This window comes from Streptomyces sp. NPDC079167 (assembly GCF_040686735.1).
Classification (GTDB): domain Bacteria; phylum Actinomycetota; class Actinomycetes; order Streptomycetales; family Streptomycetaceae; genus Streptomyces.
On the sequence record NZ_JBFBLO010000009.1, the window covers coordinates 1 to 25,470 of the forward strand.

The window sequence follows — 25,470 nt, forward strand, 5'->3', positions numbered from 1 at the left end:
ACTGCAGGGGGGACCCTGTGGGAGAGTAGGACGCCGCCGAACAATTATTCCGGGAAAGCCCCGTGCCCTTGTGGCACGGGGCTTTTCTGCGTTCAGAGCCTGCCCTCGTACCCCTGTGCACCGGTCCGCGGAGACTGAGGGTAAGGTCAGGGGGCATCATTCGCACGTTCTTCACAGGAGGCCCCCGGGTGGAGGTCCAGGAGACTCGAGTTCAGACGGACCGAGTACTCACCATCCCCAACATCCTCAGCATGGCGCGCCTCGTCGGCGTACCGCTCTTCCTGTGGCTGATTCTCCGCCCCGTGTTCGGCGGGCCCAACAGCGACGGCTGGGCCCTGCTGGTCCTCATGCTGAGCGGTGTCAGTGACTACCTCGACGGCAAGCTCGCCCGCCGGTGGAATCAGATCAGCAGCCTCGGCCGGCTCCTGGACCCGGCCGCGGACCGCCTCTACATTCTTTCGACCCTCGTCGGGCTCACATGGAGGGAGATCCTGCCGCTATGGCTGACAGCCGCTCTCCTCGCCCGTGAGCTGATGCTTCTGGTCATGGTGGGAATCCTTCGCCGGCACGGCTATCCGCCGCCCCAGGTGAACTTCCTAGGAAAAGCTGCAACCTTCAACCTGATGTACGCCTTCCCCTTGTTGCTGCTCAGCGACGGAAGTGGTTGGCTTGCTTCCCTGGGCACCATTTTCGGATGGGCGTTCGCTGGGTGGGGTACAACCCTGTATTGGTGGGCAGGGATCCTGTACGTGGTCCAGGTCCGCCGTCTGGTCAAGGCGGATGAAGTAGCCGATTAGCTCGTTGATGCGGAGCCGTGCAGAGTCGCCGGCCCGCACCGGATGCTGTGGTGATGCCCTGACGGGTGAAGTCGGCTAGACCGTCGTCTCTCAAGGAGGACGTTTCCGACATGAAGGCCGTCGTGATGGCAGGCGGTGAAGGCACCCGCCTTCGCCCCATGACCTCAAGCATGCCCAAGCCGCTCCTGCCCGTGGCCAACCGGCCGATCATGGAGCATGTGCTGAGGCTGCTCAAACGGCATGGGCTCAACGAGACCGTCGTTACGGTCCAGTTTCTCGCCTCTCTCGTCAAGAATTACTTCGGCGACGGCGAGGAGCTCGGGATGGAGCTCAGCTATGCCAACGAGGAGAAGCCACTCGGAACCGCGGGAAGTGTCAAGAACGCCGAGGAGGCACTGAAGGACGACACCTTCCTGGTGATTTCCGGCGACGCCCTCACCGACTTCGATCTCACCGATCTCATCGCTTTCCACAAGGAGAAGGGCGCACTCGTCACGGTGTGCCTCACCCGGGTTCCGAACCCTCTCGAATTCGGGATCACGATCGTGGACGAAGACGGGAAGGTGGAGCGCTTCCTGGAGAAGCCGACGTGGGGCCAGGTCTTCTCGGACACGGTGAACACCGGCATCTACGTCATGGAGCCCGAGGTCTTCGACTACGTCCAGGCAGACACCTCCGTGGACTGGTCCGGTGATGTGTTCCCGCAGCTCATGAAGGAAGGCAAGCTCATCTGCGGCTATATCGCGGAGGGCTACTGGGAGGACGTGGGCACGCACGAAAGCTATGTGAAGGCCCAGGCCGACGTGCTGGAGCGCAAGGTCGACGTGGAGCTGGACGGCTTCGAGATCTCGCCCGGGGTCTGGGTGGCGGAAGGCGCCGAGGTCCACCCCGACGCGGTTCTGCGGGGGCCGCTCTACATCGGTGACTACGCCAAGATCGAGGCCGGCGCCGAGATCCGTGAGCACACGGTCATCGGCTCCAACGTCGTCGTGAAATCCGGCGCCTTCCTCCACCGGGCCGTCGTGCACGACAACGTCTACATCGGGCAACACAGCAATCTGCGCGGCTGCGTCATCGGGAAGAACACCGACATCATGCGGGCCTCGCGGATCGAGGACGGCGCCGTCATCGGCGACGAGTGCCTGGTCGGCGAAGAATCGATCATCCAGGGCAACGTCAGGGTCTATCCGTTCAAGACCATCGAAGCCGGCGCCTTCGTGAACACCTCGGTCATCTGGGAGTCGCGCGGACAGGCACATCTCTTCGGGGCCCGCGGTGTCTCCGGAATCCTGAACGTGGAGATCACCCCGGAACTCGCGGTCCGGCTCGCAGGCGCGTACGCGACCACCCTGAAGAAGGGCGCGACGGTCACGACCGCACGCGACCACTCCCGTGGTGCGCGCGCGCTGAAGAGAGCGGTCATCTCGGCCCTCCAGGCCAGCGCCATCGATGTCCGGGACCTGGAGAACGTGCCGCTCCCGGTGGCCCGCCAGCAGACCGCGCGGGGCAGCGCCGGCGGCATCATGATCCGTACGTCTCCGGGCGTGCCCGACTCGGTCGACATCATGTTCTTCGACGAGCGGGGAGCCGATCTCTCCCAGGCACGTCAGAAGAAGCTGGACCGCGTGTACGCCCGTCAGGAATTCCGCCGGGCCTTCCCGGGTGAGATCGGTGACCTTCACTTCCCGTCGAGTGTCTACGACTCCTACACCGGCTCCCTGCTCCGGAACGTCGACACGAGCGGCATCGCCGACGCGGGCCTCAAGGTCGTGGTGGACGCGTCCAACGGCAGTGCCGGGCTCGTCCTGCCCAGCCTGCTCGGACGCCTCGGTGTGGACGCGCTGACGATCAACCCCGGGCTCGACGAGTCGCGTCCCACCGAGTCCGCAGAGTCGCGGCGGGCCGGACTGGTGCGCCTCGGCGAGATCGTTTCGTCAGCTCGGGCCGCCTTCGGCGTACGGTTCGACCCTGTCGGTGAACGGCTCTCCCTCGTGGACGAGCGGGGCCGCATCATCGAGGACGACCGGGCGCTGCTGGTCATGCTCGACCTCGTGGCGGCCGAGCGCAGGAGCGGACGGGTCGCCCTGCCGGTGACCACCACCCGCGTCGCCGAACAGGTCGCCGCCTACCACGGCACGCAGGTCGAGTGGACGACCACGTCGCCCGACGACCTGACGCGCGTGGGCCGTGAGGACACCACGATCTTCGGCGGTGACGGCCGGGGCGGCTTCATCATCCCCGAGTTCAGCAGCGTCTTCGACGGTGCGGCGGCCTTCGTCAGACTCATCGGTCTCGTCGCCAGGACACAGCTCACCCTCAGCCAGATCGATGCCCGCATCCCGCGTGCCCACGTGCTGCGCCGCGACCTCGCCACACCATGGGCGGTCAAGGGGCTCGTCATGCGGCGGGTCGTGGAGGCGGCGGGGGAGCGCAGCGTCGACACCACCGACGGCGTCCGCGTGGTCGAGACCGACGGCCGCTGGGTGATGGTGCTGCCCGACCGTGCGGAAGCGGTCACGCACCTGTGGGCCGAGGGACCCGACGACGCCTCGGCCCAGGCGTTGCTCGACGAGTGGGCGGCGGTCGTGGACAGCGCGGGCGACTGAGCCGGACCACCACGGGTCCGCAGGCCTCGGCACACGGCTTGCGGACCCACGGTGGGGCCATTCGGCGGCGGCAGGCATGACGTGCGACGATGTGCGGCATGTCGCAGCCGCCCCCCGATCGGAGTAGCGCTCCGCCGCGTCCTCGCCCCGACGCGTCCATGTCGCTGCTGACCACCGTGATGGAACACAGCCTCGACGAGGGATACGCCGAAGCCTCGGCTCGTCGCCGGTCCGAGGGGCGGGACGGGCTGCCGCGCACGCTGAAGGCGAAGCTGGGACTTGCCGCCGGTCTGGTGCTGGCCGCTCTCGTGGTCACCCTCGGTGCCGCGGAGGCCCGGGTCGCCGCTCCCGTCGTGGCCAAGGAGCGCGAGGAGCTCATCGACCGGGTGAACGCCGAGACCTCCATGGCGGACACGCTCGAGGCGGATGTCGACAAACTGCGCAAGGATGTCGGCGAGCGGCAGCGCAAGGCGCTCCAGGAGCACGGTGGGGACCAGGGCGGCCTGGTGGCGTTGCTGTCCGGGGCCACCCCGGTCGAAGGCCCCGGCATCAAACTGGTCGTGGACGACGCCGAGGACACCGACCAGGGCGGCGGCGGCCCCCGTGAGTCCACCGGCTTCGCCGACACCGGGCGGGTACGTGACCGGGACATGCAGCGCGTGGTCAACGGTCTCTGGCAGTCCGGTGCCGAGGCGATCGCCATCAACGGGCAGCGGCTGACGGCCCTCTCCGCCATCCGCGCGGCGGGCGACGCCATACTGGTCGACAACAGGCCGCTCGTGCCGCCGTACACGGTGCAGGCGGTGGGGGACGGCAAGAAGCTCGCCACGGCCTTCCAGGACAGTGCGGACGGCCAGTATCTTCAGGCGCTGCACGAGAGCTTCGACATCCGCACCAGCATCTCCGAGCAGGAGAAGGTGCGCCTTCCGGCCGCGCCCAGCCTGATCGTACGTACAGCAGAGCCTCAGGCCGCAGACACGGGCAGTGGTGCGGCAGACACAGGGAAGGGCACATCGTGATCGCCGTACTGGGCCTCGTCGTGGGAGTCGTGGTCGGACTGTTGGTCCGGCCCGAAGTTCCGGCGGTGGTCGAGCCCTACCTGCCGATCGCCGTGGTCGCCGCGCTCGACGCCGTCTTCGGCGGACTGCGGGCCATGCTCGACGGGATCTTCGTGGACAAGGTCTTCGTGGTGTCGTTCCTGTCGAACGTCGTGGTGGCCGCGCTGATCGTCTTCCTGGGCGACAAGCTGGGTGTCGGGGCCCAGCTCTCCACCGGTGTGGTGGTCGTGCTCGGCATCCGGATCTTCTCCAACGCCGCGGCCATCCGCCGGCACGTCTTCCGGGCGTGAGACCGATGAGCGACGGTATGAGCAACGAACAGGACCCGCGCGGCGCACAGCAGCCCGGCCGTGCGTTCGGGCCCGGAAGCGGGGGGCCTGCCGGCGCGCTCCCGCCGGAAGCGCCCGAAGCACCCCGGTCCGGTCCCGCCCCGTCCCAGCAGGCCGGGACGGAGGAGATCTCTGGACGCCAGCGGCTGCGGGCGGGCCTCTGGCCGCCCAGGGTGAGCAGAGCCCAACTGATCGTGGCCCTCCTGCTGTTCGTCCTCGGCCTGGGCCTTGCCATCCAGGTCAGGTCGAACAGCGACAACAGCGCCCTGCGCGGGGCCCGCCAGGAGGACCTGGTCCGCATCCTCGACGAGCTCGACAACCGGACCCAGCGCCTCGAGGACGAGAAGCAGCGCCTCGACGACCAGCGCACGGAACTGGAGAACAGCTCCGACCAGGCGGAGGAGGCCCGCAAGCAGACGCTCGAGAAGGAGCGGCAGCTCGGTATCCTGGCGGGTACCGTAGCCGCGCACGGCCCCGGCATCACGCTGACCATCAGTGACCCGGCCGGTGCGGTGGAGGCCGACATGCTCCTCGACACCATCCAGGAGCTGCGCGCGGCGGGCGCCGAGGCCATCGAGATCAACGGCGTGCGGGTGGTGGCGAACACATACTTCTCCGGGGACGGGGGAGAGTTGGGAGTCGACGGCCGGAAGGTCGAGTCTCCCTACGAGTTCAAGGTCATCGGCAAGCCGCAGGACCTGGAGCCGGCTCTGAACATCCCCGGTGGGGTGGTGCAGACGCTCGAGAAGGAGCAGGCCACGGTGGAGGTGGCGCGCGCCGACGACATCGTCGTGGACGCCTTGCGGCCCCCGAAGCAGCCTGATTACGCTCGGTCGTCGCCGCAGTGAGGCGGCGGTGCGCCGGAGTCGAAGGACACGGGCGCGAGGTTGCGGGGGGTCGGCGCAACGGATCGGTGACGCGTGGTGGAAACTGTCGGGTGGATACGGACGTTGTGAGGATGTCCGGGTCGGCAGGTGTGGTCATTCAGGGTTCGTCCTGCCCCACGGGCGGGTCTATTTCGGTCAAGGGGAAACGCCCGTGAAGTTGTTTGCGAAGTTGTTCGGAAAGAGCGCCCGCGAGGACAGCAACAGCGCTGCCCGCCACCGCGCTCCGCGTCAGGGCGCCGAGGAGCAGGGTTCGGAGCGCCCGCTCTTCCGCGACGAGGTCCAGGGAGGCGCCGGCGCGTCGTCCGTTGACCCCGGAGGTGCAGGGCGCATAGGTTTCGGGGAGCCATCGACCTCGAGTACGGGTGGAGGGTTCACCCCCGCTCCGGAGGGCTCGTCCATGCCGGTTTGTACGAGGTGCGGGCATCGCAATGCCGCGGCCAGCCGCTTCTGCTCCAACTGCGGTGCGCCGCTGAGGGGCGGAGTGCCCGAGCGTGCCTCGGAGACGACCTCGACCATCTCGATCTCCGGTATCGAGGCGTACGAGGCGGAGGCGACAGGCCAGACGGCCGTTCCGTCGCTCTCCCCGGAGGCACAGGCCGCCGTCGACGCCCTGCCGGCGGGTTCCGCGCTGCTGGTGGTGCGACGCGGCCCGAACTCCGGCAGCCGCTTCCTGCTGGACGGTGACCTGACGACGGCCGGCCGTCACCCCCAGAGCGACATCTTCCTCGACGACGTGACCGTGTCGCGGCGTCATGTGGAGTTCCACAGGAACCCGGACGGTAGTTTCACCGTGGGAGACGTCGGCAGCCTCAACGGCACCTATGTCAACCGCGAGCGCATCGATTCCGTCGCGCTGACCAACGGCGACGAAGTCCAGATCGGAAAGTACCGGCTGGTCTTCTACGCGAGCCAGCGGGGCGTGTGACCCTCCCCCGGACAGTGTCCGGGGGGACCCCAGGAAGGTCCATGCTGCGAACACCGACAGGCGGTGCCGGTAACGGCACCGCCGCCGCCGGCCAGCGCGCGATGAGCATCGGCACGGTGCTTCTGCAGCTGCGCGACGAATTTCCCGAAGTCACCATCTCCAAGATCCGCTTCCTGGAGACGGAGGGGCTCATCGAGCCCCAGCGGACGCCGTCGGGCTACCGGAAGTTCAGCCCCTCCGACGTCGAGCGGCTGGCGCAGGTGCTGCGCATGCAGCGCGACCACTACCTGCCGCTCAAGGTCATCCGTGAGCACCTGGAGGCCCTCGCACGCGGTGAGCAGGCGGCACTGCCGCACGGAGGTCCGGGCGATCCCGCCGACGCCCTCCGGGACCAGGGGCAGGCCACCGCCGCCCGTATCGGACGCTCCGAGCTCCTGGCGGCCACCGAGGCGACCGAGGAGCAGCTCGACGAGTGGGAGTCGTACGGGCTGATCGTGCCCGCCGCCGGCGGGAGCTACGACGCCGAGGCCGTGAATGTGGCACGGCTGGTGGCGGACCTGGGCAGATTCGGTCTCGAACCTCGGCATCTGCGGGCCGTCAAGGCCGCCGCTGAGCGTGAGGCAGGGCTGGTCGAGCAGGTGGTCGCGCCGCTGCGCCGACACCGGAATCCGCAGACCAGAGCACATGCGGAGGCCACCGCGAAGGAGCTCGCGGACCTCTCCGTCCGGCTCCATGCCGCGCTGGTGCAGAGCGCTCTGAAGGCCGGCTTCCACTGAGGGCGGAGGAGCCCGACTATCCAAACATGGCGGGCACGTCCTAGGGTTGCTGTGTGAACGAGCTCGACGTTGTGGGTGTCCGGGTGGAAATGCCCTCCAACCAACCGATCGTGCTCCTGCGTGAAGTGGGAGGCGACCGGTACCTCCCTATTTGGATCGGCCCTGGGGAAGCGACCGCGATCGCCTTCGCCCAGCAGGGCATGGCTCCGGCCAGGCCGCTGACCCATGATCTCTTCAAGGATGTGCTCGAGGCCGTAGGCCAGGAGCTCACCGAGGTCCGCATCACGGACCTGCGGGAAGGGGTTTTCTACGCGGAGCTGGTCTTTGCCAGCGGGGTGGAGGTGAGCGCGCGGCCGTCCGACGCCATAGCGCTCGCCCTGCGCACCGGCACGCCCATCTACGGCAGTGACGGGGTGCTGGACGACGCGGGTATCGCCATCCCGGACGAGCAGGAGGACGAGGTGGAGAAGTTCCGCGAGTTCCTCGACCAGATCTCGCCGGAGGACTTCGGTACCAACAGCCAGTGACCTTCCGCGGAGGCTGTGTCAGCGCATCCGACAAGCCGTTCCCGTAAATCAGTCACGGGAAACCACCCTCAGGGTGATTATCACTCGGCGTGCCGAGTGTGGCGATCGTTGACGCACCCCTGGTGACTGCCTACCTTCGAGGTGGCAGGTCAAGGACGGAGGTCGGCGTGAGAAGCAGCGGCGACGGTACGGCTGCGGGTGGGCCGTACCGGCAGCACGGCAGTGCGGCCGACCACTCCATCAGACAGCCGGTTCAGCCGGCTGTGGTGGCAGCGGACGGTGTGGGAGTGGCAGGGGACATCGGCTATCGGGGGCCGACAGCGTGCGCGGCGGCCGGGATCACCTACCGACAGCTCGACTACTGGGCGCGTACGGGGCTGGTGGAGCCGAGCGTGCGTCCGGCGTACGGGTCGGGGACGCAGCGTCTCTACAGTTTCCGGGACGTGGTTCTCCTCAAGATCGTCAAACGGTTCCTGGACACGGGGGTCGCTCTGCAGAACATCCGGACCACCGTGCAGCACCTCAGGGCGCGCGGATTCACGGATCTCGAGCGGATGACCCTGATGAGCGACGGTGCGACGGTCTACGAGTGCTCCTCGCCCGACGAGGTCGTGAATCTCCTCCAGGGCGGCCAGGGCGTCTTCGGCATCGCCGTCGGCGTCGTCTGGCGGGACGTCGACGCGGCGCTGTCCCAGCTCCACGGAGAGCGTGTCGACACAGGGGAGACGCTGATCGGCCACAACCCCGCCGACGAACTCGCGCGTCGCCGTAATCGCGCGGGCTGAGTCACCGGCACGGTACGTGCGCCGGGCAGGGCGGTTGTCAGTGGCATAGGGCAGCATCGGTCCATGTGAGAGCCGCGCCCACCATTCTGCATCTCGACATGGATGCCTTCTACGCCTCGGCCGAGCAGGCGTCGAAGCCGAGCCTGCGCGGCAAGCCGGTGGTGGTGGGCGGCCTGGGGACGCGTGGCGTGGTCGCCACCGCGTCGTACGAGGCCAGGCGTCTCGGCGTGCATTCGGCGATGCCGATGGCACAGGCGAGGCGCCTCGCGCCCAACGCCGCCTATCTGGTCCCGCGCTTCGCGCTCTACCGGACGGTGAGCGACCAGGTGATGGAGCTGCTCGGGCGGCTGTCCCCGCTCGTCGAACCGCTCAGCCTGGACGAGGCCTTCGTCGACCTGGAGGCTGGCGGGGTCGCCGACGACTCGGAGTCCGCGCGGGCGATCGGCGGGCAGTTGCGCACCGTCATCGGAGCCGTCACCGGACTCAGCGGCTCCGTCGGCCTGGCAGGCTCCAAGATGCTGGCCAAGATCGCCTCCGAGGAGGCGAAACCGGACGGGCTGCTGCTGATCGAGCCCGGCACCGAGCGTGAGCTCCTGGCACCCATGTCCGTGCGCGTCCTCCCGGGCGTGGGCCCCGCCACAGGTGACCATCTCCGGCGCGCCGGAATGACCCTCGTCAGTCACCTGGCGGAGGCGGGCGAGGCGGAGCTCGTGCGGCTGCTGGGCAAGGCGCACGGCGTCGCGCTCCACCGCATGGCGCAGGGGTACGACGACCGCCCCGTCGTCGCGGAGAGGGACGCCAAGTCCGTGTCGGTCGAGGACACCTTCGACGTCGACCTCCACGACCGGGTGCGCGTGAGGACGGAGGTCGAGCGGCTCGCGGACCGGTGCGTGCAGCGGCTGCGGGGCGCCGGCCGTTCCGGGCGCACCGTCGTCCTCAAGGTGCGCCGCTACGACTTCTCGACGCTCACGAGGTCCGAGACGCTGCGTGGCCCCACGGACGACCCGACGGTGGTCAGGGAGGCCGCTGCGCGGCTTCTGGAGGCCGTGGACACGACCGGCGGCGTCCGGCTGCTCGGCGTCGGTGTCACGGGGCTGGCGGACTTCACGCAGGAGGACCTGTTCGCGCAGGCCGCCGACGCGGAGCACGCCGCCGGGAAGTCCGCCGCGGCCGCGGCGGATGCCGCGGCGCACGAGGGGCGGCGCGGGGCGGAGGAGGAGCCCGGCGGGGAGACCGCGGCGAGCGAGGAACAACTGGCCGCGCGGCGCTGGCCGGCCGGGCACGACGTACGGCACGAGGTCCACGGGCACGGCTGGGTGCAGGGCAGCGGCGTCGGCCGGGTCACCGTGCGCTTCGAGGAACCGTGGACGCCACCCGGCCGGGTGCGGACGTTCCGGATCGACGATCCGCAGCTGCAGCCGGCCGATCCGCTCCGTCTGGTCCGGGACCCGGTGGACTACTCCTCGTGGCCCGCGAGCCTGCCGAAGTCCCTGTCCGGAGCCGGGTCGGCTGAGGGGGAGGAGTCCAGCCCGTAATGGCGGTAGAGCTGCAACTCCTGCTCGGGAGAGAGATGGCGGCCCACGCCGAAGTCGGGCGCGTCCTTGATCAGGGCCCGCTCGAAGGGGACCACCAGTGCGCCGTCGACGAATTCGCTCGGTTCCAGCGGGACGAACGCGTCCCTGGTGAAGAGACCGGTGCGGACGGCGGCCCACTCGGGGACCCCGGTGGCGTCGTCGAGATAGACCTCGTCCACCGTTCCGATCTTTGCACCTTGTCGGTCGAAGGCCTTGCGGCCGATCAGGCTGCGCGGATCGATGTCGGTCTGCACGGTGCCTCCCACTGGTCACGACTGCATCAGGTGGTCGCGGCTGCTCCACAGGCACTACGAAATGCCAGATCCCGGAGGTCGGCCACTCGAGACGGCCCGCCCCGGCCCCGCTGGTAGGCTGGAGCACGGCTGCTGACCCTGTGCGGGAGAGTCCTCCGGAGCGATTCGGAGGCGCCGAAGGAGCAACTCCTCCCCGGAATCTCTCAGGCCCCCGTACCGCACGGACGAGGTCACTCTGGAAAGCAGGGCGGGATCCGTACGGCACGTGCCGCGACGGGGACCACCCTCACCGACGGTGAAAGCCGGTATGCCCCGGGGCGTGCCGGTGAAGCTCTCAGGTCGAGATGACAGATGGGGAGGCCGTTCGGGCAGCCACGCCGTGGCGCCCCTCGCAGGTCGTGACAGACCAGGAGGCCTCCATCATGACCCCCCGTCGCACTCCGCTCTCCCAGCTGGAGCAGGGCATTCCGTTCGAGCAGCGCCACATCGGGCCCGATGCCGAGGCCCAGGCGAAGATGCTGGCCCAGGTCGGCTACGGCTCCCTCGACGAGCTCACCGCCGCGGCGGTGCCCGACGTGATCCGGAGTGCCGAGGCACTGAACCTTCCCGAGGCCCGTACGGAGGCCGAGGTCCTGGCAGAGCTGCGCAGCCTCGCCGACCGTAACCAGGTGCTCGCACCGATGATCGGGCTCGGTTACTACGGCACGTTCACCCCGCCGGTGATCCTGCGCAACGTCATGGAGAACCCCGCCTGGTACACGGCCTACACGCCGTACCAGCCGGAGATCTCCCAGGGGCGGCTCGAAGCCCTCCTGAACTTCCAGACGATGGTCGCCGACCTCACGGGGCTGCCGACCTCGGGCGCCTCGCTCCTCGACGAGGGCACCGCGGCGGCCGAGGCCATGGCTCTGGCCCGGCGGGTCGGCAAGGTGAAGGGCGGCGTCTTCCTGGTCGACTCCGACACCCTGCCGCAGACCGTCGCCGTGATCGAGACCCGCGCAGAGCCGACCGGTGTCGAGGTGGTCGTCGCCGACCTCGGCGAGGGCATCCCCGCCGAGATCGCCGAGCGGGGCGTCTTCGGCGTGCTGCTCCAGTACCCGGGCGCCTCCGGCGCCGTGCGCGACATCAAGCCCGTCATCGACCAGGCGCACGAGCTGGGCGCGATCGTGTCCGTCGCAGCCGACCTGCTGGCCCTGACCCTGCTCACCTCGCCCGGCGAGCTGGGTGCGGACATCGCCGTGGGGACCACCCAGCGCTTCGGTGTCCCGATGGGCTTCGGCGGACCGCACGCCGGCTTCATGGCCGTGCGCGAGAAGTTCGCCCGCAGCCTCCCCGGACGCCTCGTCGGGGTCTCCGTCGACGCGGACGGCAACAAGGCCTACCGGCTGGCGCTGCAGACGCGCGAGCAGCACATCCGCCGTGAGAAGGCCACCAGCAACATCTGCACCGCCCAGGTGCTGCTCGCCGTCATGGCCGGAATGTACGCCGTCTACCACGGGCCCGAGGGGCTGCGGACGATCGCCCGGCGCACCCACCGGTTCGCCGCCATCCTGGCCGAGGGGCTGCGCGCCGCCGGAACCGAGGTCGTGCACGACGCGTACTTCGACACCCTCACCGTCCGCGTTCCGGGGGGAGCGGCCGGTGTGGTCGCCGACGCGCGTGAGCGCGGAGTGAACCTGCGGCTCGTCGACGCCGACCACGTCTCCGTCGCCTGTGACGAGACCACGACCCGCACCCAGGTCGCCGCGGTCTGGGCGGCCTTCGGGGCCGGGGGCGACATCGAGGCGCTGGATGCCGGAACGGCCGACGCGCTGCCCGAGGGGCTGCTGCGCGGCGACGACGTCCTCACCCACCCGGTCTTCCACCAGTACCGCTCCGAGACGGCGATGCTGCGCTACCTGCGCAAGCTCGCCGACCGCGACTACGCGCTGGACCGCGGCATGATCCCGCTCGGCTCCTGCACGATGAAGCTCAACGCGACCGCCGAGATGGAGTCGATCACCTGGCCCGAATTCGGCGCGCTGCACCCCTTCGCGCCGGCCGAGCAGGCGCAGGGCTTCCTCACCCTCATCCGGGAGCTGGAGGAGCGTCTCGCCGAGGTCACCGGGTACGACGCCGTCTCCATCCAGCCCAACGCCGGCTCGCAGGGTGAATTCGCCGGCCTGCTGGCCGTGCGCGCCTACCACCGGGCCAACGGGGACCACGGACGCACGGTCTGCCTGATCCCGTCCTCCGCGCACGGCACCAACGCCGCCAGCGCCGTGATGGCCGGGATGAAGGTCGTCGTGGTGAAGACCGCCGACGACGGCGAGGTCGACATAGAGGATCTCCGGGCCAAGATCGCGGCCCACCGCGACGAGCTCGCCGTCCTCATGATCACCTACCCCTCCACGCACGGGGTCTTCGAGGAGCACGTCGCGGACATCTGCGGGGAGGTGCACGACGCCGGCGGCCAGGTGTACGTCGACGGTGCCAACCTCAACGCCCTGGTCGGTCTCGCCAAGCCGGGCCACTTCGGCGGCGACGTCTCCCACCTGAACCTGCACAAGACCTTCTGCATCCCGCACGGCGGCGGCGGCCCGGGTGTCGGCCCGGTCGGAGTGCGCGCCCACCTGGCGCCGTACCTCCCCAACCACCCCCTCCAGCCCGCGGCGGGCCCCGAGACCGGCGTCGGGCCGATCTCGGCCGCTCCGTGGGGCTCGGCGGGCATCCTGCCGATCTCATGGGCGTACGTACGCCTCATGGGGGGCGAGGGTCTGAAGCGTGCGACGCAGGTCGCCGTACTCGCGGCCAACTACATCGCCAAGCGCCTCGAACCGCACTTCCCGGTCCTCTACAACGGCCCGGCCGGCCTGGTCGCGCACGAGTGCATCGTGGACCTGCGGCCCGTCTCCAAGGCGACCGGTGTCAGCATCGACGACATCGCGAAGCGGCTGATCGACTACGGCTTCCACTCGCCGACCATGTCGTTCCCGGTGGCCGGGACGCTGATGATCGAGCCGACGGAGAGCGAGGACCTGGCTGAGCTCGACCGGTTCTGCGACACGATGATCGCCATCCGCGGTGAGATCGACAAGGTCGCCTCCGGCGAGTGGAGCGGGGACGACAACCCGCTGCGCAACGCCCCGCACACGGCGGCGGCGCTCGGTGGCGAGTGGACCCACGCCTACAGCCGCGAGGAGGCGGTCTTCCCCGCCGGCGTCACGCCTTCGGACAAGTACTGGCCGCCGGTGCGCCGGATCGACGGTGCGTTCGGTGACCGCAACCTCGTCTGCTCCTGCCCGCCCCTGGACGAGTACGACCAGTAAGCAGGGATACGCGTCGGGGCCGGTGCGGAGACTTCTCCGGCCGGCCCCCGTGTTCCGTCTGCCGCGGTCAGGCGGCCTTCGCCACCTGAGCGCTCTTCAGTGGGCGGTGCGGGGCGATGATCTGCCCGTCGGGGAGCAGCTCACCGGTGTCCTCGAAGAGCAGGACGCCGTTGCACAGGAGGCTCCAGCCCTGTTCCGGGTGGTGGGCCATCAGACGTGCGGCTTCCCGGTCGTTGGAGTCAGCGGTCGGGCAGGGTGGCTGGTGCTGGCACATGGGTGGGTTCTTTCGCTGCGTCGATTCGAGTGTCCTGCGGCTGGACGAATGGCTCATGGCCGCCCCCGTATCAAGTCGGTCCGGTCCCAGTGTTGCCCTACGGACGTCTCTCCGCAGGGATTTCGCGGCAGCTGCTGTTCTCCTCCCCTGACGCATCACCCGGCCGGACGGTTCGATCCAACTGGGCTGTCCGTTCGGATGGTTCGGGGGGACCTGACCGGACTAGTCCGGACGGGTACGGTCGCGCCCCCGCCGAGCAGCTCGGCGGGGGCGCGTGGGTCAGGGGTGTCAGGCCGGCGAACCGAGGAGGCCGGGAAGTTCGGGAAGGTCCGGAAGAGGCGCCGGGGCGACACGCAGTGTCATGACCGGGAGCAGCTCCGCGACGTGGTGCGGACGGTGGGCCGTGATGCCCGGGGGAGCGGGTGCCAGGGGCACCAGTACATCGGTCGGAGCGAGCGTGCCGGCGCCGGCGTCGGCCTCGATGTCGTGATGCAGCCACAGCGTGAACATGTAGAGCTCGGGCACCGACAGCAGCCGGGGCTGGTAATGCGCCGTCGCCGACTCCGCCTGGCGTACGGCGAGTTCGGTGGAGACGATGTACGGGCCCTCGAAGAAGTGCGAGAAGGTCCAGCCGTCGGCGGTGAGCATGGTGTCCGCGGCGGCGACGGCGCGCTCACCGCTGCGGATCAGGAAGCGCCAGCCGGCGAGGCGGGTGCGCGGTGCGGCGTCGTTCGGCACGATCCGGTCCAGTACATGGACGGGGAGCGGGAGTTCGGGGCTCAGCGATCCCTGGACGGACCGGAGAGCGGGCGTATGGGCCTCGCGGACTGCGGTGGGAGAACCGAGTGCCGCGAGAACGCTGCGCAGTGCGGGCGCTGGGGCCGGAGAAACATGCAGCGGCATAGTGGGTCGCCTCTCACTTCGGAGACACGGTGGTGCGTGGGCGGGTGCAGACGGCGCTGTCGGCGTGCGGGGCCAGAGGAAGGCCGGTGACGGGGCGGACGGACCGATGCGTCAACTCTCTGCCTCGTTCGCAGAGTTTATACGACAAATGTTCACACGGTGTTTCGGCTAGCCGACCCGCATATTGCCCGCAAGGTGGATTCGAGACTTTGAATTGCGCGTTTTCTGTGGATCCGGGCCGCTCCCGACCCGCGTCGCCAGGTACTTTCCCGGCGCGGCGGTAGGCTGAAACACGTCGGCGTTTCAGCCGGGCAACCCGATCGGGCAAACTGCATATGCCCCATGCCTTCGGAATGTGCCTCCGGCTCCAGTCACCAGACTACTGGGTGCCCATCGGTCGTGGGGACGTTACGGATCATCTCGTCGGGGCATTATCGATCGTGATACGAGCGGCCTGTGCCGCGGGCCGCCCACTCGAGGAGGGACCCTTCGATGGGCGAGAAGGTCGTGGCGGGCGCCTTTGCCGCGTCCGATCGGCAGGCGTACCGCGAGAAGCTCACCCAGTGCCTGACGGGGCTGGAGAGGCTCCTGTCGGAGCGGAGGTTCGATCGTCCCAGGAATCTCATGGGACTGGAGATCGAGCTGAATCTCGCGGGATCGGACGGCATGCCGAGGATGCGGAATGCGGAGGTGCTCCAGCGCATCGCCAGCCGGGATTTCCAGACCGAACTGGGGATGTTCAACCTGGAAGTAAATATTCTTCCCCACCGGCTGAGCGGCCGGGTATTCGATCAGCTGGCCGAGGAGCTGCGCACGGGGCTCGCCTATGCCCACCGCAAGGCCGCGGAGGTCGACGCGGGGATCGTGATGATCGGCATCCTGCCGACCCTCGGCCGGGACGACGTGGTTTCGGCGAACCTCTCGGACGTCGACCGTTACACGCTCCTCAACGACCAAATGGCCGCCGCACGCGGCGAGGAATTCGTCCTCGATATCGAAGGTGTCGAGCGATTGGTCGCGACCTCCGCCTCGATCGCCCCCGAGTCGGCCTGTACCTCGGTCCAGTTGCACCTGCAGGTGACGCCGGACCGCTTCGCCGACGTCTGGAACGCGGCGCAGGCCATCGCGTCCGTGCAGATCGCACTCGGCGCCAACTCCCCCTTCCTGTTCGGCAAGGAGCTGTGGCGCGAGTCGAGGCCGCCGCTGTTCCAGCAGGCCACGGACGTGCGGCCGCCCGAACTGCGGAACCAGGGGGTGCGCCCCAGGACCTGGTTCGGGGAGCGCTGGATCAGTTCGGCGTACGAGCTCTTCGAGGAGAACCTGCGCTACTACCCGCCCCTGCTGCCGATCTGCGACGACGAGGACCCCCTGCGGGTCCTCGACGAGGGTGGTGTGCCGACCCTGGCCGAGCTCGTCCTGCACAACGGCACGGTCTACCGGTGGAACCGGCCGGTGTACGGGCTGGCCGACGGCGTGCCCCACCTGAGGGTCGAGAACCGGGTCCTGCCCGCCGGTCCCACCGTCGACGATGTGATCGCCAACGCCGCCTTCTACTACGGGCTGGTGCGCGCGCTCGCCGACGAATCCCGGCCGGTGTGGACCAAGCTGCCCTTCGAGGCGGCAGCCGAGAACTTCGACGCCGCCTGCCGGCACGGGATCGACGCCGAGTTGCTGTGGCCGCGCCCCGGACGCTCCGGCGGCGTGGCGAAGGTGCCGGCCGTCAAACTCGTACGCGACGAACTGCTGCCGCTCGCGGCCGCCGGGCTGGACGCGTGGAACATCGAGCCCTCGGACCGGGACCGCTACCTCGGCGTCATCGAGGAGCGCTGCAGGCTCAGGGTGAACGGCGCCTCCTGGCAGGTCGACACCTATCACCGCGCCCTGGACGCGGGGCTCGAACGGGAGGGCGCGCTGGCAGCCACCACCCGGCGCTACGGCGAGCTGATGCAGGTGGGTGAGCCGGTGCACACCTGGCCCATCGGCTTTCCCGCGCCCTGAGGAGATGCCGCCCGGTGTCCCGCCGCCCAGGCCCGTCGGGCAAGCTATGACGACGCATAGCTGACGGCAGGTGTACAGGTGGAGGCGGGGCGCGTGGCTGAATCCATTCCTCACGAGGGGGTGTCCCGGCGGATCCTCCGGTCGGAGACCCTCCTCGTGCTGGCTCTCTCGCTCGGGGCCAGCGGGGTTTCCGCCCTGATCAGCTTCATCGGATCGCTGACGAAACCCGGGGGCCTCAAGGACCAGGCGGCGACGCTCAATGGCTCGTACGCCCCCGGGCGGCCCTGGCTGGACCTCGCCTGGCAGCTGTTCGGTATCGCCTCCGCCCTGGTGCCGGTCGCGCTGGTGGCCCACCTGCTGCTCCGGGAGCGGGCCGGACTGCGGACCCTCGGTCTCGACCGCACCAGGCCCTGGCCCGACCTGGGCAGGGGCACCCTCGTCGCGGCGGGGATCGGCAGCGTGGGGCTGGCGTTCTACCTGGTGGCGCGGGCCGCGGGATTCAACCTGACGGTCGTTCCGGAGTCCCTGCCCGACGTCTGGTGGAAGTTCCCCGTACTGATCCTCTCCGCGGTGCAGAACTCCCTCGTGGAGGAAGTCATCGTCGTGGGCTATCTCCTGCGCCGGCTCGGGCAGTTGGGGTGGACGCCCATGGCCGCACTGGTGGCGAGCTCCGTGCTGCGTGGCTCGTACCACCTGTACCAGGGGATCGGCGGATTCATCGGGAACATGGCCATGGGCGTCGTCTTCGTGCTGCTGTACAGGCGCTGGGGACGGGTCGGGCCGCTGGTCGTCGCGCACGCCCTGCTCGACATCGGGGCGTTCGTCGGATACGCGCTGCTCGCCGGGAAGGTGGGCTGGCTGCCCACTCCGTGAGCGCGGCCCGCTCACCCCTTTTTCAGAGCCCGGCGAGCAGTTCTCCGTCGATCACCGTGACCGCGCTGCCCGTCAGCAGGGTGCGTTCGCCGCGCAGCGAGGTGCGGACCAGGCCGGAGCGGGCGGAGGCCTGGAGGCCGATGAGGTCGTCACGGCCGAGCCTCGCCGACCAGAAGGGCGCCAGGGCGGTGTGGGCGCTGCCGGTCACGGGATCCTCGTCGATGCCGACCCGGGGGAAGAAGGCGCGCGAGACGAAGTCGTACGGCCCGGCGGGATCCTCGGCCGCCGCCGTGGCGATGACGCCCCGCCGGGAGCAGGAGGCGAGTGCGGAGAAGTCGGGCTTCAGGGCCCGTACGGCCGCCTCGTCGGCGAGTTCCACCAGGAAGTCGTCGACGTGCTTCCCCGTGTCGTGGAGGGAGAGGGGTGAGGCGCCGAGTGCTTCCACGAGCCCGGGCGGTGCCGTCGCGGGGGTGAGCGGAGCTGTTGGGAAGTCCAGCGTCAGGCTGCCGTCCTCATGGGCGGTCGTGCGCAGGACTCCGGAACGCGTGGCGTGGCGCACCGTGCCGCTCGCGACTCCGGTCGTGTGCAGGACATGGGCGGTGGCGAGGGTGGCGTGCCCGCAGAGATCGACCTCGGTGGTCGGGGTGAACCAGCGCAGCGCCCAGTCCGCCTCGCCGCCCGGCGGCAGGGGATGGGCGAAGGCCGTCTCCGGGAGATTGACCTCGGACGCGATGCGCTGGAGGCGGTCCGCCTCGGGGTAGGGGCCGGAGTCCAGGATCACGACTCCGGCGGGGTTGCCGGTGAAGGGGCGGTCGGTGAACGCGTCGACGATGCGGATCTTCATGAAGCCGACCGTAGGCGGGGCCGTTCCGCGCGGTCCAAGGCCAATTGCGGATGCGCGGCCCCGGGCGACGGAGGCCGGGCGCGGCGCCCGCAACCCGCTCAGGGCCCTTCGGGTTTCCGGGCGAAGAACGTGCCGGCCGCCCGCTTCGACCCTTCGCCGGGCTCCTCCAGCAGGCGCGCGGTGACGACGAGGCCGGCCTGTTCCAGCAGGGCGACGATCTTTTCCGGTTCCACCAGATGGGACTCGAAGGAGACCGGATGGCCTCCGTACGCCTGCGTCGGACGCAGGAGCTCGCCGTTTCCCACGTGGCCGGCCAGCATCAGATGTCCGCCGGGCGCGAGCGTGCGCCGGAATTCGGCGAACACGACGGGCAGCACCTCCGGCGGCGTGTGGTGGGTCGAGTAGTAGGCCAGGATCCCGCCTAGCTCGCCGTCCCCGATCGGTGGCGCGGTCATCGAGCCGACCGTGAAGCGCAGACCCGGATGGGCCCGCCGGGCCAGCTCGACCATCTTCGGGGACACGTCGACGCCGAAGGCGGACAGCCCGAGTCCGGCCAGGTGCGCCGTGACCTTGCCGGGCCCGCACCCCAGGTCCGCGACCGGCCCGAGCCCGGCCGTCCGGACGACCTCGGCGAACGTGGCGAGCATCCCGCGTGAGAGGGGATCGAGCTCCGCGGGGGCTTTGACGCGCGCCGCGTAGTCGGCGGCGACGGTGTCGTACGAGTCCCGGACCGCGGCGAGGTAGGAGGGCTCAGTCATGCGGGCGACCTTAGGCGGTCCGGGGCGCATGGAACGGCACCGCCCGTCGAGATGCTTGTCAGGCGATAGCTTCCGATATATCGTTGAGGCATCGCGACCGTTCAATGAAGAGTCGCGGCAGCACCGACACGGAGAGGAGCGCAGTCATGCGTTCACATGGACACGACCACGGAAACAACCACGGTTACGGCCCCGGGCGCCGAGGCGCCGGCTGGGGAGACTCCGAAGGCCGCGCGGCCTTCGGCCCGTTCGGGCCGCCCTTCGGCGGCGGACCCTTCGGGGGCGGGCCGTTCGGCGGCGGACGCGGCCGTGGAGGCGGCCGGGGAAGGGCCAGGCGCGGTGACGTACGCGCCTCCATCCTCGCTCTGCTCAAGGACCGCTCGATGCACGGCTACGAGATGATCCAGGAGATCGGCGAGCGCAGTGGAGGGGCCTGGAAGCCCAGCCCCGGCTCGGTCTACCCGACCCTCCAGCTGCTGGAGGACGAGGGACTGATCGTCAGCGCCAGCGAGGGCGGCAAGAAGCTCTTCACCCTCACCGACCTCGGCCGCGACGAGGCGCAGTCCGGCCCCGAGGCCCCCTGGGAAGAGGCGGGGCGCGGTGTCGACTGGGAGGGCGTCAACGAGATCCGGCAGGCCGGCTTCGGCCTGATGGAGGCGTTCGGCCAGGTCTGGAAGACCGGCTCGGCCGACCAGCGGCAGAAGGCCCTCACGGTGATCAACGACGCCCGTAAGAAGCTGTACCTGATCCTCGCCGACGAGAACTGAGCCGTGCGGTACGCGCAAGCGGAGAAGGGCCCCCTCGTGGGGCCCTTCTCTCGTCCTCCGTACGGACCGGCGCCCCCGCTGCCTCGCTGTCTGTGATGGTGCGATCTCATCCCCAGGGATGAGGAACCCGCGGCGGTCCCCGCCTTCCGCCGGATGCCGGATGGGCCGCGCCGGGGATGTTTTCGCTCCCCGGGACTGATGGGGTGGAGATGTGCAGAACCGGACATCAGGGATCCCCGAACAAGTGACTGTGACACCGAACCACCCGTGGGCCGGAGCCGCGCTGAGCGCCGCGATGGCCGCCGTGGTGACGGGGGCGCGCCGGCGCGCGGTGCGCGACGGCGACCGGCACGTCGACACGGCTCACCTCCTGCACTCCCTGATCGAGTCCGATCCCGAGGTCCGGCAGGCCTTCGACGGCGGGCCGCAGCCGGCCAGGGTGCTCGGGTACCTCGTACAGCGCAGCATCGGGTACGGCCTGCGCTGGCAGGGGACGCAGGAGGATTCGGGTGCGTTCCCGGCCATACGGGAACCCGCGGGCGAAGGGTGGTCGCCCTCGGCGGAGGCAGCCATGGACCGGGCTCTCGGGAGCGCGCTGCTGCGCGGGGAGATCCACGCCGACGGGCTCGATCTGCTGGCGGCCCTCGTCGCGGACCCGCGGTGCCGTGCGGTCGAGGTGCTGGAGCGGGCCGGGGTCGCGGTCGAGCCACTGCGCGCCCGCGCGGCGGACCGTACGGCCGTGGAGGATCCGCGGGGGTGATCATGAACACGCGGTGGACAGGTGTGACGGGGGTGACGCTGCTGACGCCTGCTGCCATGATGTGCCGATGCACGCGACTCAGGGGAGAAGCGCGGGTCTGGGCCTCGCCCTTGCCTCGGCCTTCGCATTCGGTGGTTCGGGGGTTGCGGCCAAGCCGCTGATCGAGGCGGGGCTCGACCCGCTGCACGTGGTGTGGTTGCGGGTGACCGGCGCCGCCCTCGTCATGCTGCCGGTCGCCTGGCGGCACCGGAAGCTGGTGCGGGAGCGGCCCGTACTCCTGGCCGGTTTCGGGCTGTTCGCAGTGGCCGGGGTGCAGGCCTTCTACTTCGCCTCGATCTCACGCATCCCGGTCGGCGTCGCCCTCCTCATCGAGTATCTGGCGCCCGCCCTCGTCCTCTGCTGGGTGCGTTTCGTGCAGCGGCGGCCCGTCACCCGCGCCGCAGCCGCCGGTGTGGTGCTCGCGGTCGGCGGGCTCGCCTGTGTCGTCGAGGTGTGGGCCGGCCTGAGCTTCGACGCGGTCGGGCTGCTGCTCGCCCTCGGCGCGGCGTGCTGCCAGGTGGGCTATTTCGTCCTGTCGGACCAGGGCGCCGGCTACGGGGACACGGCGGACGCCGAACCTCCGCACCCCGTGGGAGTGATCGCGTACGGACTGCTGGCGGGCGCGGCCGTGCTCACCGTGGTCGCGGGTCCGTGGGCCATGGACTGGACGGTGCTCGGAGGGACGGCGGACATGGACGGGCACGAGGTGCCGGCCTGGCTGCTCCTCGGATGGATCGTGCTCCTCGCGACCGTGCTTGCCTACGTCACCGGTGTCGTGTCGGTACGACTGCTGTCACCCCAGGTCGCCGGCGTCGTCGCCTGCCTGGAGGCGGTCATCGCGACCGTGCTCGCCTGGGTGCTGCTGGGGGAGCACCTCTCCGCGCCCCAGCTCGTGGGCGGCGGAGTGGTACTGCTCGGTGCCCTCATCGCGCAGTCGTCCGCGCCCAAGCCGCCGTCAGGACCGGTGGCATCGGGGCCGGGGGCGCAGGCGGGCCGCGAGCCGGCCGGTGCCGGAAGCGAGTTGTCCCGGCCTCCCGCCTCGCCGTAAGGTGCCGATCATGCTGCTGACCGTACTTCCGCCTCCTGCCGCCTAGCGCGAGGCGGCCACTCCGGACGAAGACCGGGCTCGGGTACGCCCCGAGCGGTTCGTCGCTGCCCGCGCGCGGAGCCGAGCGACCACCACCCCCTTCTTCTGGAGAGTCACGTGTCCCACCCCGCACCCGGCCTGCCCGTCGGGCGGAGCCTCATCTATCTCGTCGTCGCCGGTCTCGCCTGGGGTACGGCGGGCGCGGCCGCCTCGCTCCTCTTCCGGATCAGCGATCTCGGACCGCTCGCCCTGTCGTTCTGGCGCTGCGCCGGCGGACTCGCCCTGCTGGGCGGGGTGCTCGCACTGCGCCCCCGCCGGCCGCGTACCCCCACCGAGCCGCACCGTCGGCGGCTGCTCCGCATCCTGGGGACCGGCATCGGTCTGACCGTGTTCCAGAGCGCGTACTTCGCGGCGGTCGAGGCGACCGGACTCGCGGTCGGAACCGTCGTCACGCTGGGCGCGGGCCCGGTCCTCATCGCGGTGGGCGCGCGGCTGACCATGGGGGAGCGGCTGGGCGGGGGCGGGCTCGCCGCCGTGGCGGGCGCGCTCATCGGCCTCGCCGTGCTGGTGCTCGGCGGCGAGCCGGCCGAAGTGCGGCCCGTCGGTCTGCTGCTGGCCGTGCTGTCCGCCGCCGGGTACGCGGCGATCACGCTGCTGACCCGGTGGCTCGGCCGGGACGGTGCGGCGGGCGACTCCCTCTCCACCAGCGCGTGGGCCTTCGGCATCGGCGCAGTGGGCCTGCTGCCCATGGCGGCGGCCGAAGGCCTGGTGCCGCACACCGTCGAGACGGGGCAGGTCCTGTGGCTGCTCGTCTACGTGGCGGCGGTGCCGACCGCACTCGCCTACGCGCTCTACTTCGCGGGCGCCGCGGTGGTCCGCTCGGCGACCGTGTCCGTGATCATGCTTCTCGAACCGGTGAGCGCCGCCGTCATCGCGGTGACCGTGCTGCGGGAGCGGCTCACCACGGCCACGGTCATCGGCACTCTGCTCCTGCTCGCCGCCGTGGCCGGACTGGCCTTCTCCGAGACGCGTGGTGCTGCCGCCGCCCGCCGGCGGGCCGCCGTGGCGGCCTGACCGGCGAGGTCACCGGCGGGTGGCGGGCCGCTGCTCCGGAGGCCGGAGAGCGGTGAGGTAGTCCGGCACCTGGACCGACGGGTCCAGGTCGCCGGACGGTACCGGCGCCGCGTATCCGTGGTCCAGGGGGACCACGCCCGCCCAGTACGGCAGCGAGAGATCCTCGGGGTCGTCGTTCGGCCCGCCCGTACGGGACTTGGCGGAGACCTCGTCGAGGTCCAGGCGGATCACCGCGGTCGCGGCGAGTTCCTTCGCGTCGGCGGGCCGGGAGTCCCTCGACCTGCCCGGCACGACCTGGTCGACGATGGCGTCGAGTGCGATGCGCCGCTCCTCCGGGTCGGTCACCGTGCGGGCGATGCCGTGGACCACCACGGAGCGGTAGTTCATCGAGTGATGGAAGGCCGAACGGGCCAGCACCAGGCCGTCCACGTGCGTCACGGTCAGACACACGGCGAGGCCCGGATCCGCCGCGCCCGTGGCGCGCAGCGGGCGGGATCCGGTCGAGCCGTGTACGTACAGCCGCTTCCCGACCCGGGCGAACAGGGTCGGGAGGACGACGGGCGCGCCGTCGCGGATGAAGCCGAGGTGGCAGAGGTAGGCCGTGTCGAGTATCGAGTGGACCGTCTCGTGGTCGTACGAGGCGCGCTCCCTGGACCGGCTCGGGACCGTGCGCCCGGTCCGCTCGTAGGCGTCGGCTCCGGGGAGGCCGGTGCTGTCGGGCGTGGCGGTGTCCGGCATTGCGTACTCCATTGCACTAGTGCATACTCTCGTTTGTGCTAGGAGAGTATCGGATCAGTGGGCGGCGTGCATCCGACATTGCCGCGAGCGTGGAGCGAGGCGTTGCGTCGGGTGATCTGGCGCCCGGTCATGTCCTGCCGCCCCTGCGGGAGTTGGCCACCCTGCTGGGGGTAAACCCGAACACGGTGGCCGCGGCCTACCGGAACCTTCGCGAGCGCGGAGTGATCGAGACCGCGGGGCGCCGGGGCAGCCGGGTGCGGCCGCGGCCCGCGAGCACGGCGCGTGGATCACTCCGGGTGGAGGCCCCTCCGGGCGTCCGTGACCTGGGCGACGGCAACCCCGACCCCGCCCTGCTGCCTGGCCTCGGGGAGGCGCTGGCCGCCGCGGCGGAGGCGTACGCGCGCGAGCCCGGTCTCTACGGGGACGCGGCGGTGGTCCCCCGCCTCGGGGACCTCGCGCGGGCGGGGCTGGACGCCGACGGTGTTCCCGCCGGGCCGGTGGCGGTCACCTCCGGGTCCCTCGACGCGATCGAGCGCGTGCTCGCCGCGCACCTCAGGCCCGGTGACGCGGTTGCCGTCGAGGACCCGGGGTGGGGTGCGCTGCTCGATCTCGTCCCGGCGCTCGGGATGCGCGTCGTCCCGGTCGCCCTGGACGACGACGGCCCTCTCCCCGGCGAGGTGGAGCGTGCCCTGCGGGCCGGTGCCAGGGCCCTGGTGGTCACCGACCGGGCGCAGAATCCGACCGGCGCGGCGGTGGGCGCCCGGAGGGCCGCCGAGCTGCGGTCGGTCCTCTCGGAGCACCCCGGCGTGCTCCTGATCGAGGACGACCACGGCCACGCCATCGTCGACCTGCCGGTGCACCCCCTCGCCGGCGTCACGGAGCGCTGGGCCTTCGTGCGGTCGGTCTCCAAGGCGTACGGACCCGACCTGCGGCTCGCCGTGCTCACCGGTGACGGGCTCACCGTCGACCGGGTGACGGGGCGTCAGCGACTGGGGCCGGGCTGGGTCAGCGGGCTGCTGCAGCGGGCCGTGGCGCACCTGTGGGCGACCGGGGCCGTCGACGCGGCGGTGGTCGCCCGCTCCTACGGGCAGCGCAGGGACGCGCTCGTGCGGGCCCTGGGGGAGCGGGGCGTCGCGGCGACCGGGCGGACCGGCATGAACGTCTGGGTGCCCGTGAGCGACGAGACCGGCGCGGTGGCCCGGATGCTGCACGCCGGCTGGGCCGTGGCTCCGGGGGCCCGGTTCCGGATGGCCTCGCCGCAGGGGGTGCGCCTGACCGTCTCCTCACTGTCCGTCGCCGACATCGGTCCGCTGGCCGAGGCGGTGGCGGCAGCGGTACCGCCCGCCCGCCCGGTCAGTCACGGCTGAGCGCCTGACGCGTGAGCCGGGCGCCCGGCTCCGGGTGAGGGCCGCGGGGCGAACTGGTCCCCGCGGAGTGGGTGTTGAAACGTCTGGCCGAGCAGACCCGGGCCGACGCCGGGTCGTCGCTCCGGCATCGGCGGAGGTGGCCGGGCGGGCAGTCCTGCTCAT

Annotated in this window: 24 protein-coding genes and 1 riboswitch; of the genes, 18 read left to right on the top strand and 6 right to left on the bottom strand. The window is 70.6% G+C overall.

From position 1 onward, the window contains the following. Window positions 1-188 precede the first annotated feature (188 nt). The 10 genes from AB0P41_RS19745 (at window position 189) to AB0P41_RS19790 (ending at window position 10,225) form a co-directional block, all read left to right on the top strand. On the top strand, window positions 189-797 hold the full coding sequence (locus AB0P41_RS19745; protein WP_104790512.1) for a CDP-alcohol phosphatidyltransferase family protein: 609 nt from the start codon (window positions 189-191) through the stop codon (window positions 795-797). Window positions 798-907: 110 nt separating this feature from the next. Continuing rightward, on the top strand, window positions 908-3,403 hold the full coding sequence (locus tag AB0P41_RS19750; protein WP_356716665.1) for a mannose-1-phosphate guanyltransferase: 2,496 nt from the start codon (window positions 908-910) through the stop codon (window positions 3,401-3,403). 98 nt (window positions 3,404-3,501) lie between these two features. Beyond that, window positions 3,502-4,422 (top strand): DUF881 domain-containing protein, encoded by a 921-nt coding sequence (locus AB0P41_RS19755; RefSeq protein ID WP_356716663.1) that lies wholly within the window; start codon window positions 3,502-3,504, stop codon window positions 4,420-4,422. Then, window positions 4,419-4,751 (top strand): small basic family protein, encoded by a 333-nt coding sequence (locus AB0P41_RS19760; protein WP_003970459.1) that lies wholly within the window; start codon window positions 4,419-4,421, stop codon window positions 4,749-4,751. Before AB0P41_RS19755 ends, AB0P41_RS19760 begins: the two co-directional genes overlap by 4 nt. A 17-nt stretch (window positions 4,752-4,768) precedes the next feature. Then, window positions 4,769-5,638 carry a DUF881 domain-containing protein gene (locus tag AB0P41_RS19765; protein WP_356716661.1) on the top strand — a complete coding sequence of 290 codons (870 nt, stop codon included), beginning with the start codon at window positions 4,769-4,771 and terminating at the stop codon, window positions 5,636-5,638. A 190-nt stretch (window positions 5,639-5,828) separates the two neighbouring features. After that, window positions 5,829-6,602 carry an FHA domain-containing protein gene (locus AB0P41_RS19770; RefSeq protein WP_356716659.1) on the top strand — a complete coding sequence of 258 codons (774 nt, stop codon included), beginning with the start codon at window positions 5,829-5,831 and terminating at the stop codon, window positions 6,600-6,602. Between the two features lie 41 nt (window positions 6,603-6,643). Next, window positions 6,644-7,378, top strand: coding sequence for a MerR family transcriptional regulator (locus AB0P41_RS19775; RefSeq protein WP_356716657.1), 735 nt, complete (start codon window positions 6,644-6,646; stop codon window positions 7,376-7,378). A 53-nt stretch (window positions 7,379-7,431) separates the two neighbouring features. After that, a complete protein-coding gene (locus AB0P41_RS19780) occupies window positions 7,432-7,905 on the top strand; it encodes a bifunctional nuclease family protein (RefSeq protein ID WP_006123076.1) in 474 nt (157 codons plus the stop codon). A gap of 167 nt (window positions 7,906-8,072) precedes the next feature. Continuing rightward, window positions 8,073-8,690 (top strand): MerR family transcriptional regulator, encoded by a 618-nt coding sequence (locus AB0P41_RS19785; RefSeq protein WP_104790518.1) that lies wholly within the window; start codon window positions 8,073-8,075, stop codon window positions 8,688-8,690. A 65-nt stretch (window positions 8,691-8,755) separates the two neighbouring features. Then, window positions 8,756-10,225, top strand: a complete 1,470-nt coding sequence (locus AB0P41_RS19790; RefSeq protein WP_365933186.1) for a DNA polymerase IV — start codon at window positions 8,756-8,758, stop codon at window positions 10,223-10,225. Here AB0P41_RS19790 and AB0P41_RS19795 read toward each other — a convergent pair. Beyond that, on the bottom strand, window positions 10,147-10,518 hold the full coding sequence (locus tag AB0P41_RS19795) for a PRC-barrel domain-containing protein (RefSeq protein ID WP_365933189.1): 372 nt from the start codon (window positions 10,516-10,518) through the stop codon (window positions 10,147-10,149). The two genes, AB0P41_RS19790 and AB0P41_RS19795, sit on opposite strands and share 79 nt — an antisense overlap. 133 nt (window positions 10,519-10,651) lie before the next feature. Then, a riboswitch (glycine riboswitch) is annotated at window positions 10,652-10,747 on the top strand. A gap of 193 nt (window positions 10,748-10,940) precedes the next feature. Between AB0P41_RS19795 and gcvP the strand changes: the two genes are divergently transcribed. Then, complete coding sequence (gene gcvP / locus AB0P41_RS19800; protein ID WP_356716651.1) at window positions 10,941-13,826, top strand: aminomethyl-transferring glycine dehydrogenase; 2,886 nt, start codon at window positions 10,941-10,943, stop codon at window positions 13,824-13,826. Window positions 13,827-13,893: 67 nt separating this feature from the next. Here the strand turns inward: gcvP and AB0P41_RS19805 are convergent, their stop codons facing one another. Both AB0P41_RS19805 and AB0P41_RS19810 read right to left on the bottom strand, forming a co-directional pair. Next, window positions 13,894-14,100 carry a DUF5999 family protein gene (locus AB0P41_RS19805; RefSeq protein ID WP_356716649.1) on the bottom strand — a complete coding sequence of 69 codons (207 nt, stop codon included), beginning with the start codon at window positions 14,098-14,100 and terminating at the stop codon, window positions 13,894-13,896. Between the two features lie 288 nt (window positions 14,101-14,388). Beyond that, on the bottom strand, window positions 14,389-15,003 hold the full coding sequence (locus tag AB0P41_RS19810; RefSeq protein ID WP_356716647.1) for a hypothetical protein: 615 nt from the start codon (window positions 15,001-15,003) through the stop codon (window positions 14,389-14,391). Window positions 15,004-15,495: 492 nt separating this feature from the next. On the opposite strand from AB0P41_RS19810, the gene AB0P41_RS19815 reads away from it, so the two are divergent. Together AB0P41_RS19815 and AB0P41_RS19820 are read left to right on the top strand one after the other, a co-directional pair. Continuing rightward, window positions 15,496-17,001, top strand: coding sequence for a glutamate-cysteine ligase family protein (locus AB0P41_RS19815; protein ID WP_356716646.1), 1,506 nt, complete (start codon window positions 15,496-15,498; stop codon window positions 16,999-17,001). Window positions 17,002-17,094: 93 nt separating this feature from the next. Next, window positions 17,095-17,874, top strand: coding sequence for a type II CAAX endopeptidase family protein (locus AB0P41_RS19820; RefSeq protein ID WP_365933191.1), 780 nt, complete (start codon window positions 17,095-17,097; stop codon window positions 17,872-17,874). A 22-nt stretch (window positions 17,875-17,896) separates the two neighbouring features. Here the strand turns inward: AB0P41_RS19820 and AB0P41_RS19825 are convergent, their stop codons facing one another. Together AB0P41_RS19825 and AB0P41_RS19830 are read right to left on the bottom strand one after the other, a co-directional pair. Further along, window positions 17,897-18,718, bottom strand: coding sequence for a PhzF family phenazine biosynthesis protein (locus tag AB0P41_RS19825; protein ID WP_365933193.1), 822 nt, complete (start codon window positions 18,716-18,718; stop codon window positions 17,897-17,899). A gap of 98 nt (window positions 18,719-18,816) precedes the next feature. Then, window positions 18,817-19,476 (bottom strand): class I SAM-dependent methyltransferase, encoded by a 660-nt coding sequence (locus AB0P41_RS19830; protein WP_356716641.1) that lies wholly within the window; start codon window positions 19,474-19,476, stop codon window positions 18,817-18,819. Between the two features lie 146 nt (window positions 19,477-19,622). Here AB0P41_RS19830 and AB0P41_RS19835 point away from each other — a divergent pair, with 146 nt between their 5' ends. From AB0P41_RS19835 to AB0P41_RS19850, 4 genes are all read left to right on the top strand, one after another. Further along, complete coding sequence (locus AB0P41_RS19835) at window positions 19,623-20,243, top strand: PadR family transcriptional regulator (protein ID WP_356716639.1); 621 nt, start codon at window positions 19,623-19,625, stop codon at window positions 20,241-20,243. A 211-nt stretch (window positions 20,244-20,454) separates the two neighbouring features. Then, window positions 20,455-21,003, top strand: a complete 549-nt coding sequence (locus tag AB0P41_RS19840; protein ID WP_365933195.1) for a Clp protease N-terminal domain-containing protein — start codon at window positions 20,455-20,457, stop codon at window positions 21,001-21,003. 67 nt (window positions 21,004-21,070) lie between these two features. Further along, entirely contained in the window at window positions 21,071-22,090 is a 1,020-nt protein-coding gene (locus tag AB0P41_RS19845) for an EamA family transporter (protein ID WP_356716636.1), read from the top strand. Between the two features lie 156 nt (window positions 22,091-22,246). Continuing rightward, window positions 22,247-23,203 carry an EamA family transporter gene (locus AB0P41_RS19850; RefSeq protein WP_365933197.1) on the top strand — a complete coding sequence of 319 codons (957 nt, stop codon included), beginning with the start codon at window positions 22,247-22,249 and terminating at the stop codon, window positions 23,201-23,203. 9 nt (window positions 23,204-23,212) lie between these two features. Here the strand turns inward: AB0P41_RS19850 and AB0P41_RS19855 are convergent, their stop codons facing one another. Next, entirely contained in the window at window positions 23,213-23,941 is a 729-nt protein-coding gene (locus AB0P41_RS19855) for a pyridoxamine 5'-phosphate oxidase family protein (RefSeq protein ID WP_356716633.1), read from the bottom strand. Window positions 23,942-23,976: 35 nt separating this feature from the next. Between AB0P41_RS19855 and AB0P41_RS19860 the strand changes: the two genes are divergently transcribed. Continuing rightward, window positions 23,977-25,308 carry an aminotransferase class I/II-fold pyridoxal phosphate-dependent enzyme gene (locus AB0P41_RS19860; RefSeq protein WP_365933199.1) on the top strand — a complete coding sequence of 444 codons (1,332 nt, stop codon included), beginning with the start codon at window positions 23,977-23,979 and terminating at the stop codon, window positions 25,306-25,308. Window positions 25,309-25,470: the final 162 nt, after the last annotated feature.

Bases quoted from the DNA above. Each gene is read 5' to 3' on its own strand.
- AB0P41_RS19750 (WP_356716665.1), top strand. From the start codon at position 908: ATGAAGGCCGTCGTGATGGCAGGCGGTGAAGGCACCCGCCTTCGCCCC.
- AB0P41_RS19755 (WP_356716663.1), top strand. From the start codon at position 3,502: ATGTCGCAGCCGCCCCCCGATCGGAGTAGCGCTCCGCCGCGTCCTCGC.
- AB0P41_RS19765 (WP_356716661.1), top strand. From the start codon at position 4,769: ATGAGCAACGAACAGGACCCGCGCGGCGCACAGCAGCCCGGCCGTGCG.
- AB0P41_RS19775 (WP_356716657.1), top strand. From the start codon at position 6,644: ATGCTGCGAACACCGACAGGCGGTGCCGGTAACGGCACCGCCGCCGCC.
- gcvP (WP_356716651.1), top strand. From the start codon at position 10,941: ATGACCCCCCGTCGCACTCCGCTCTCCCAGCTGGAGCAGGGCATTCCG.
- AB0P41_RS19805 (WP_356716649.1), bottom strand. From the start codon at position 14,100: ATGTGCCAGCACCAGCCACCCTGCCCGACCGCTGACTCCAACGACCGG.
- AB0P41_RS19810 (WP_356716647.1), bottom strand. From the start codon at position 15,003: ATGCCGCTGCATGTTTCTCCGGCCCCAGCGCCCGCACTGCGCAGCGTT.
- AB0P41_RS19815 (WP_356716646.1), top strand. From the start codon at position 15,496: ATGGGCGAGAAGGTCGTGGCGGGCGCCTTTGCCGCGTCCGATCGGCAG.
- AB0P41_RS19825 (WP_365933193.1), bottom strand. From the start codon at position 18,718: ATGAAGATCCGCATCGTCGACGCGTTCACCGACCGCCCCTTCACCGGC.
- AB0P41_RS19830 (WP_356716641.1), bottom strand. From the start codon at position 19,476: ATGACTGAGCCCTCCTACCTCGCCGCGGTCCGGGACTCGTACGACACC.
- AB0P41_RS19835 (WP_356716639.1), top strand. From the start codon at position 19,623: ATGCGTTCACATGGACACGACCACGGAAACAACCACGGTTACGGCCCC.
- AB0P41_RS19845 (WP_356716636.1), top strand. From the start codon at position 21,071: ATGCACGCGACTCAGGGGAGAAGCGCGGGTCTGGGCCTCGCCCTTGCC.
- AB0P41_RS19855 (WP_356716633.1), bottom strand. From the start codon at position 23,941: ATGCCGGACACCGCCACGCCCGACAGCACCGGCCTCCCCGGAGCCGAC.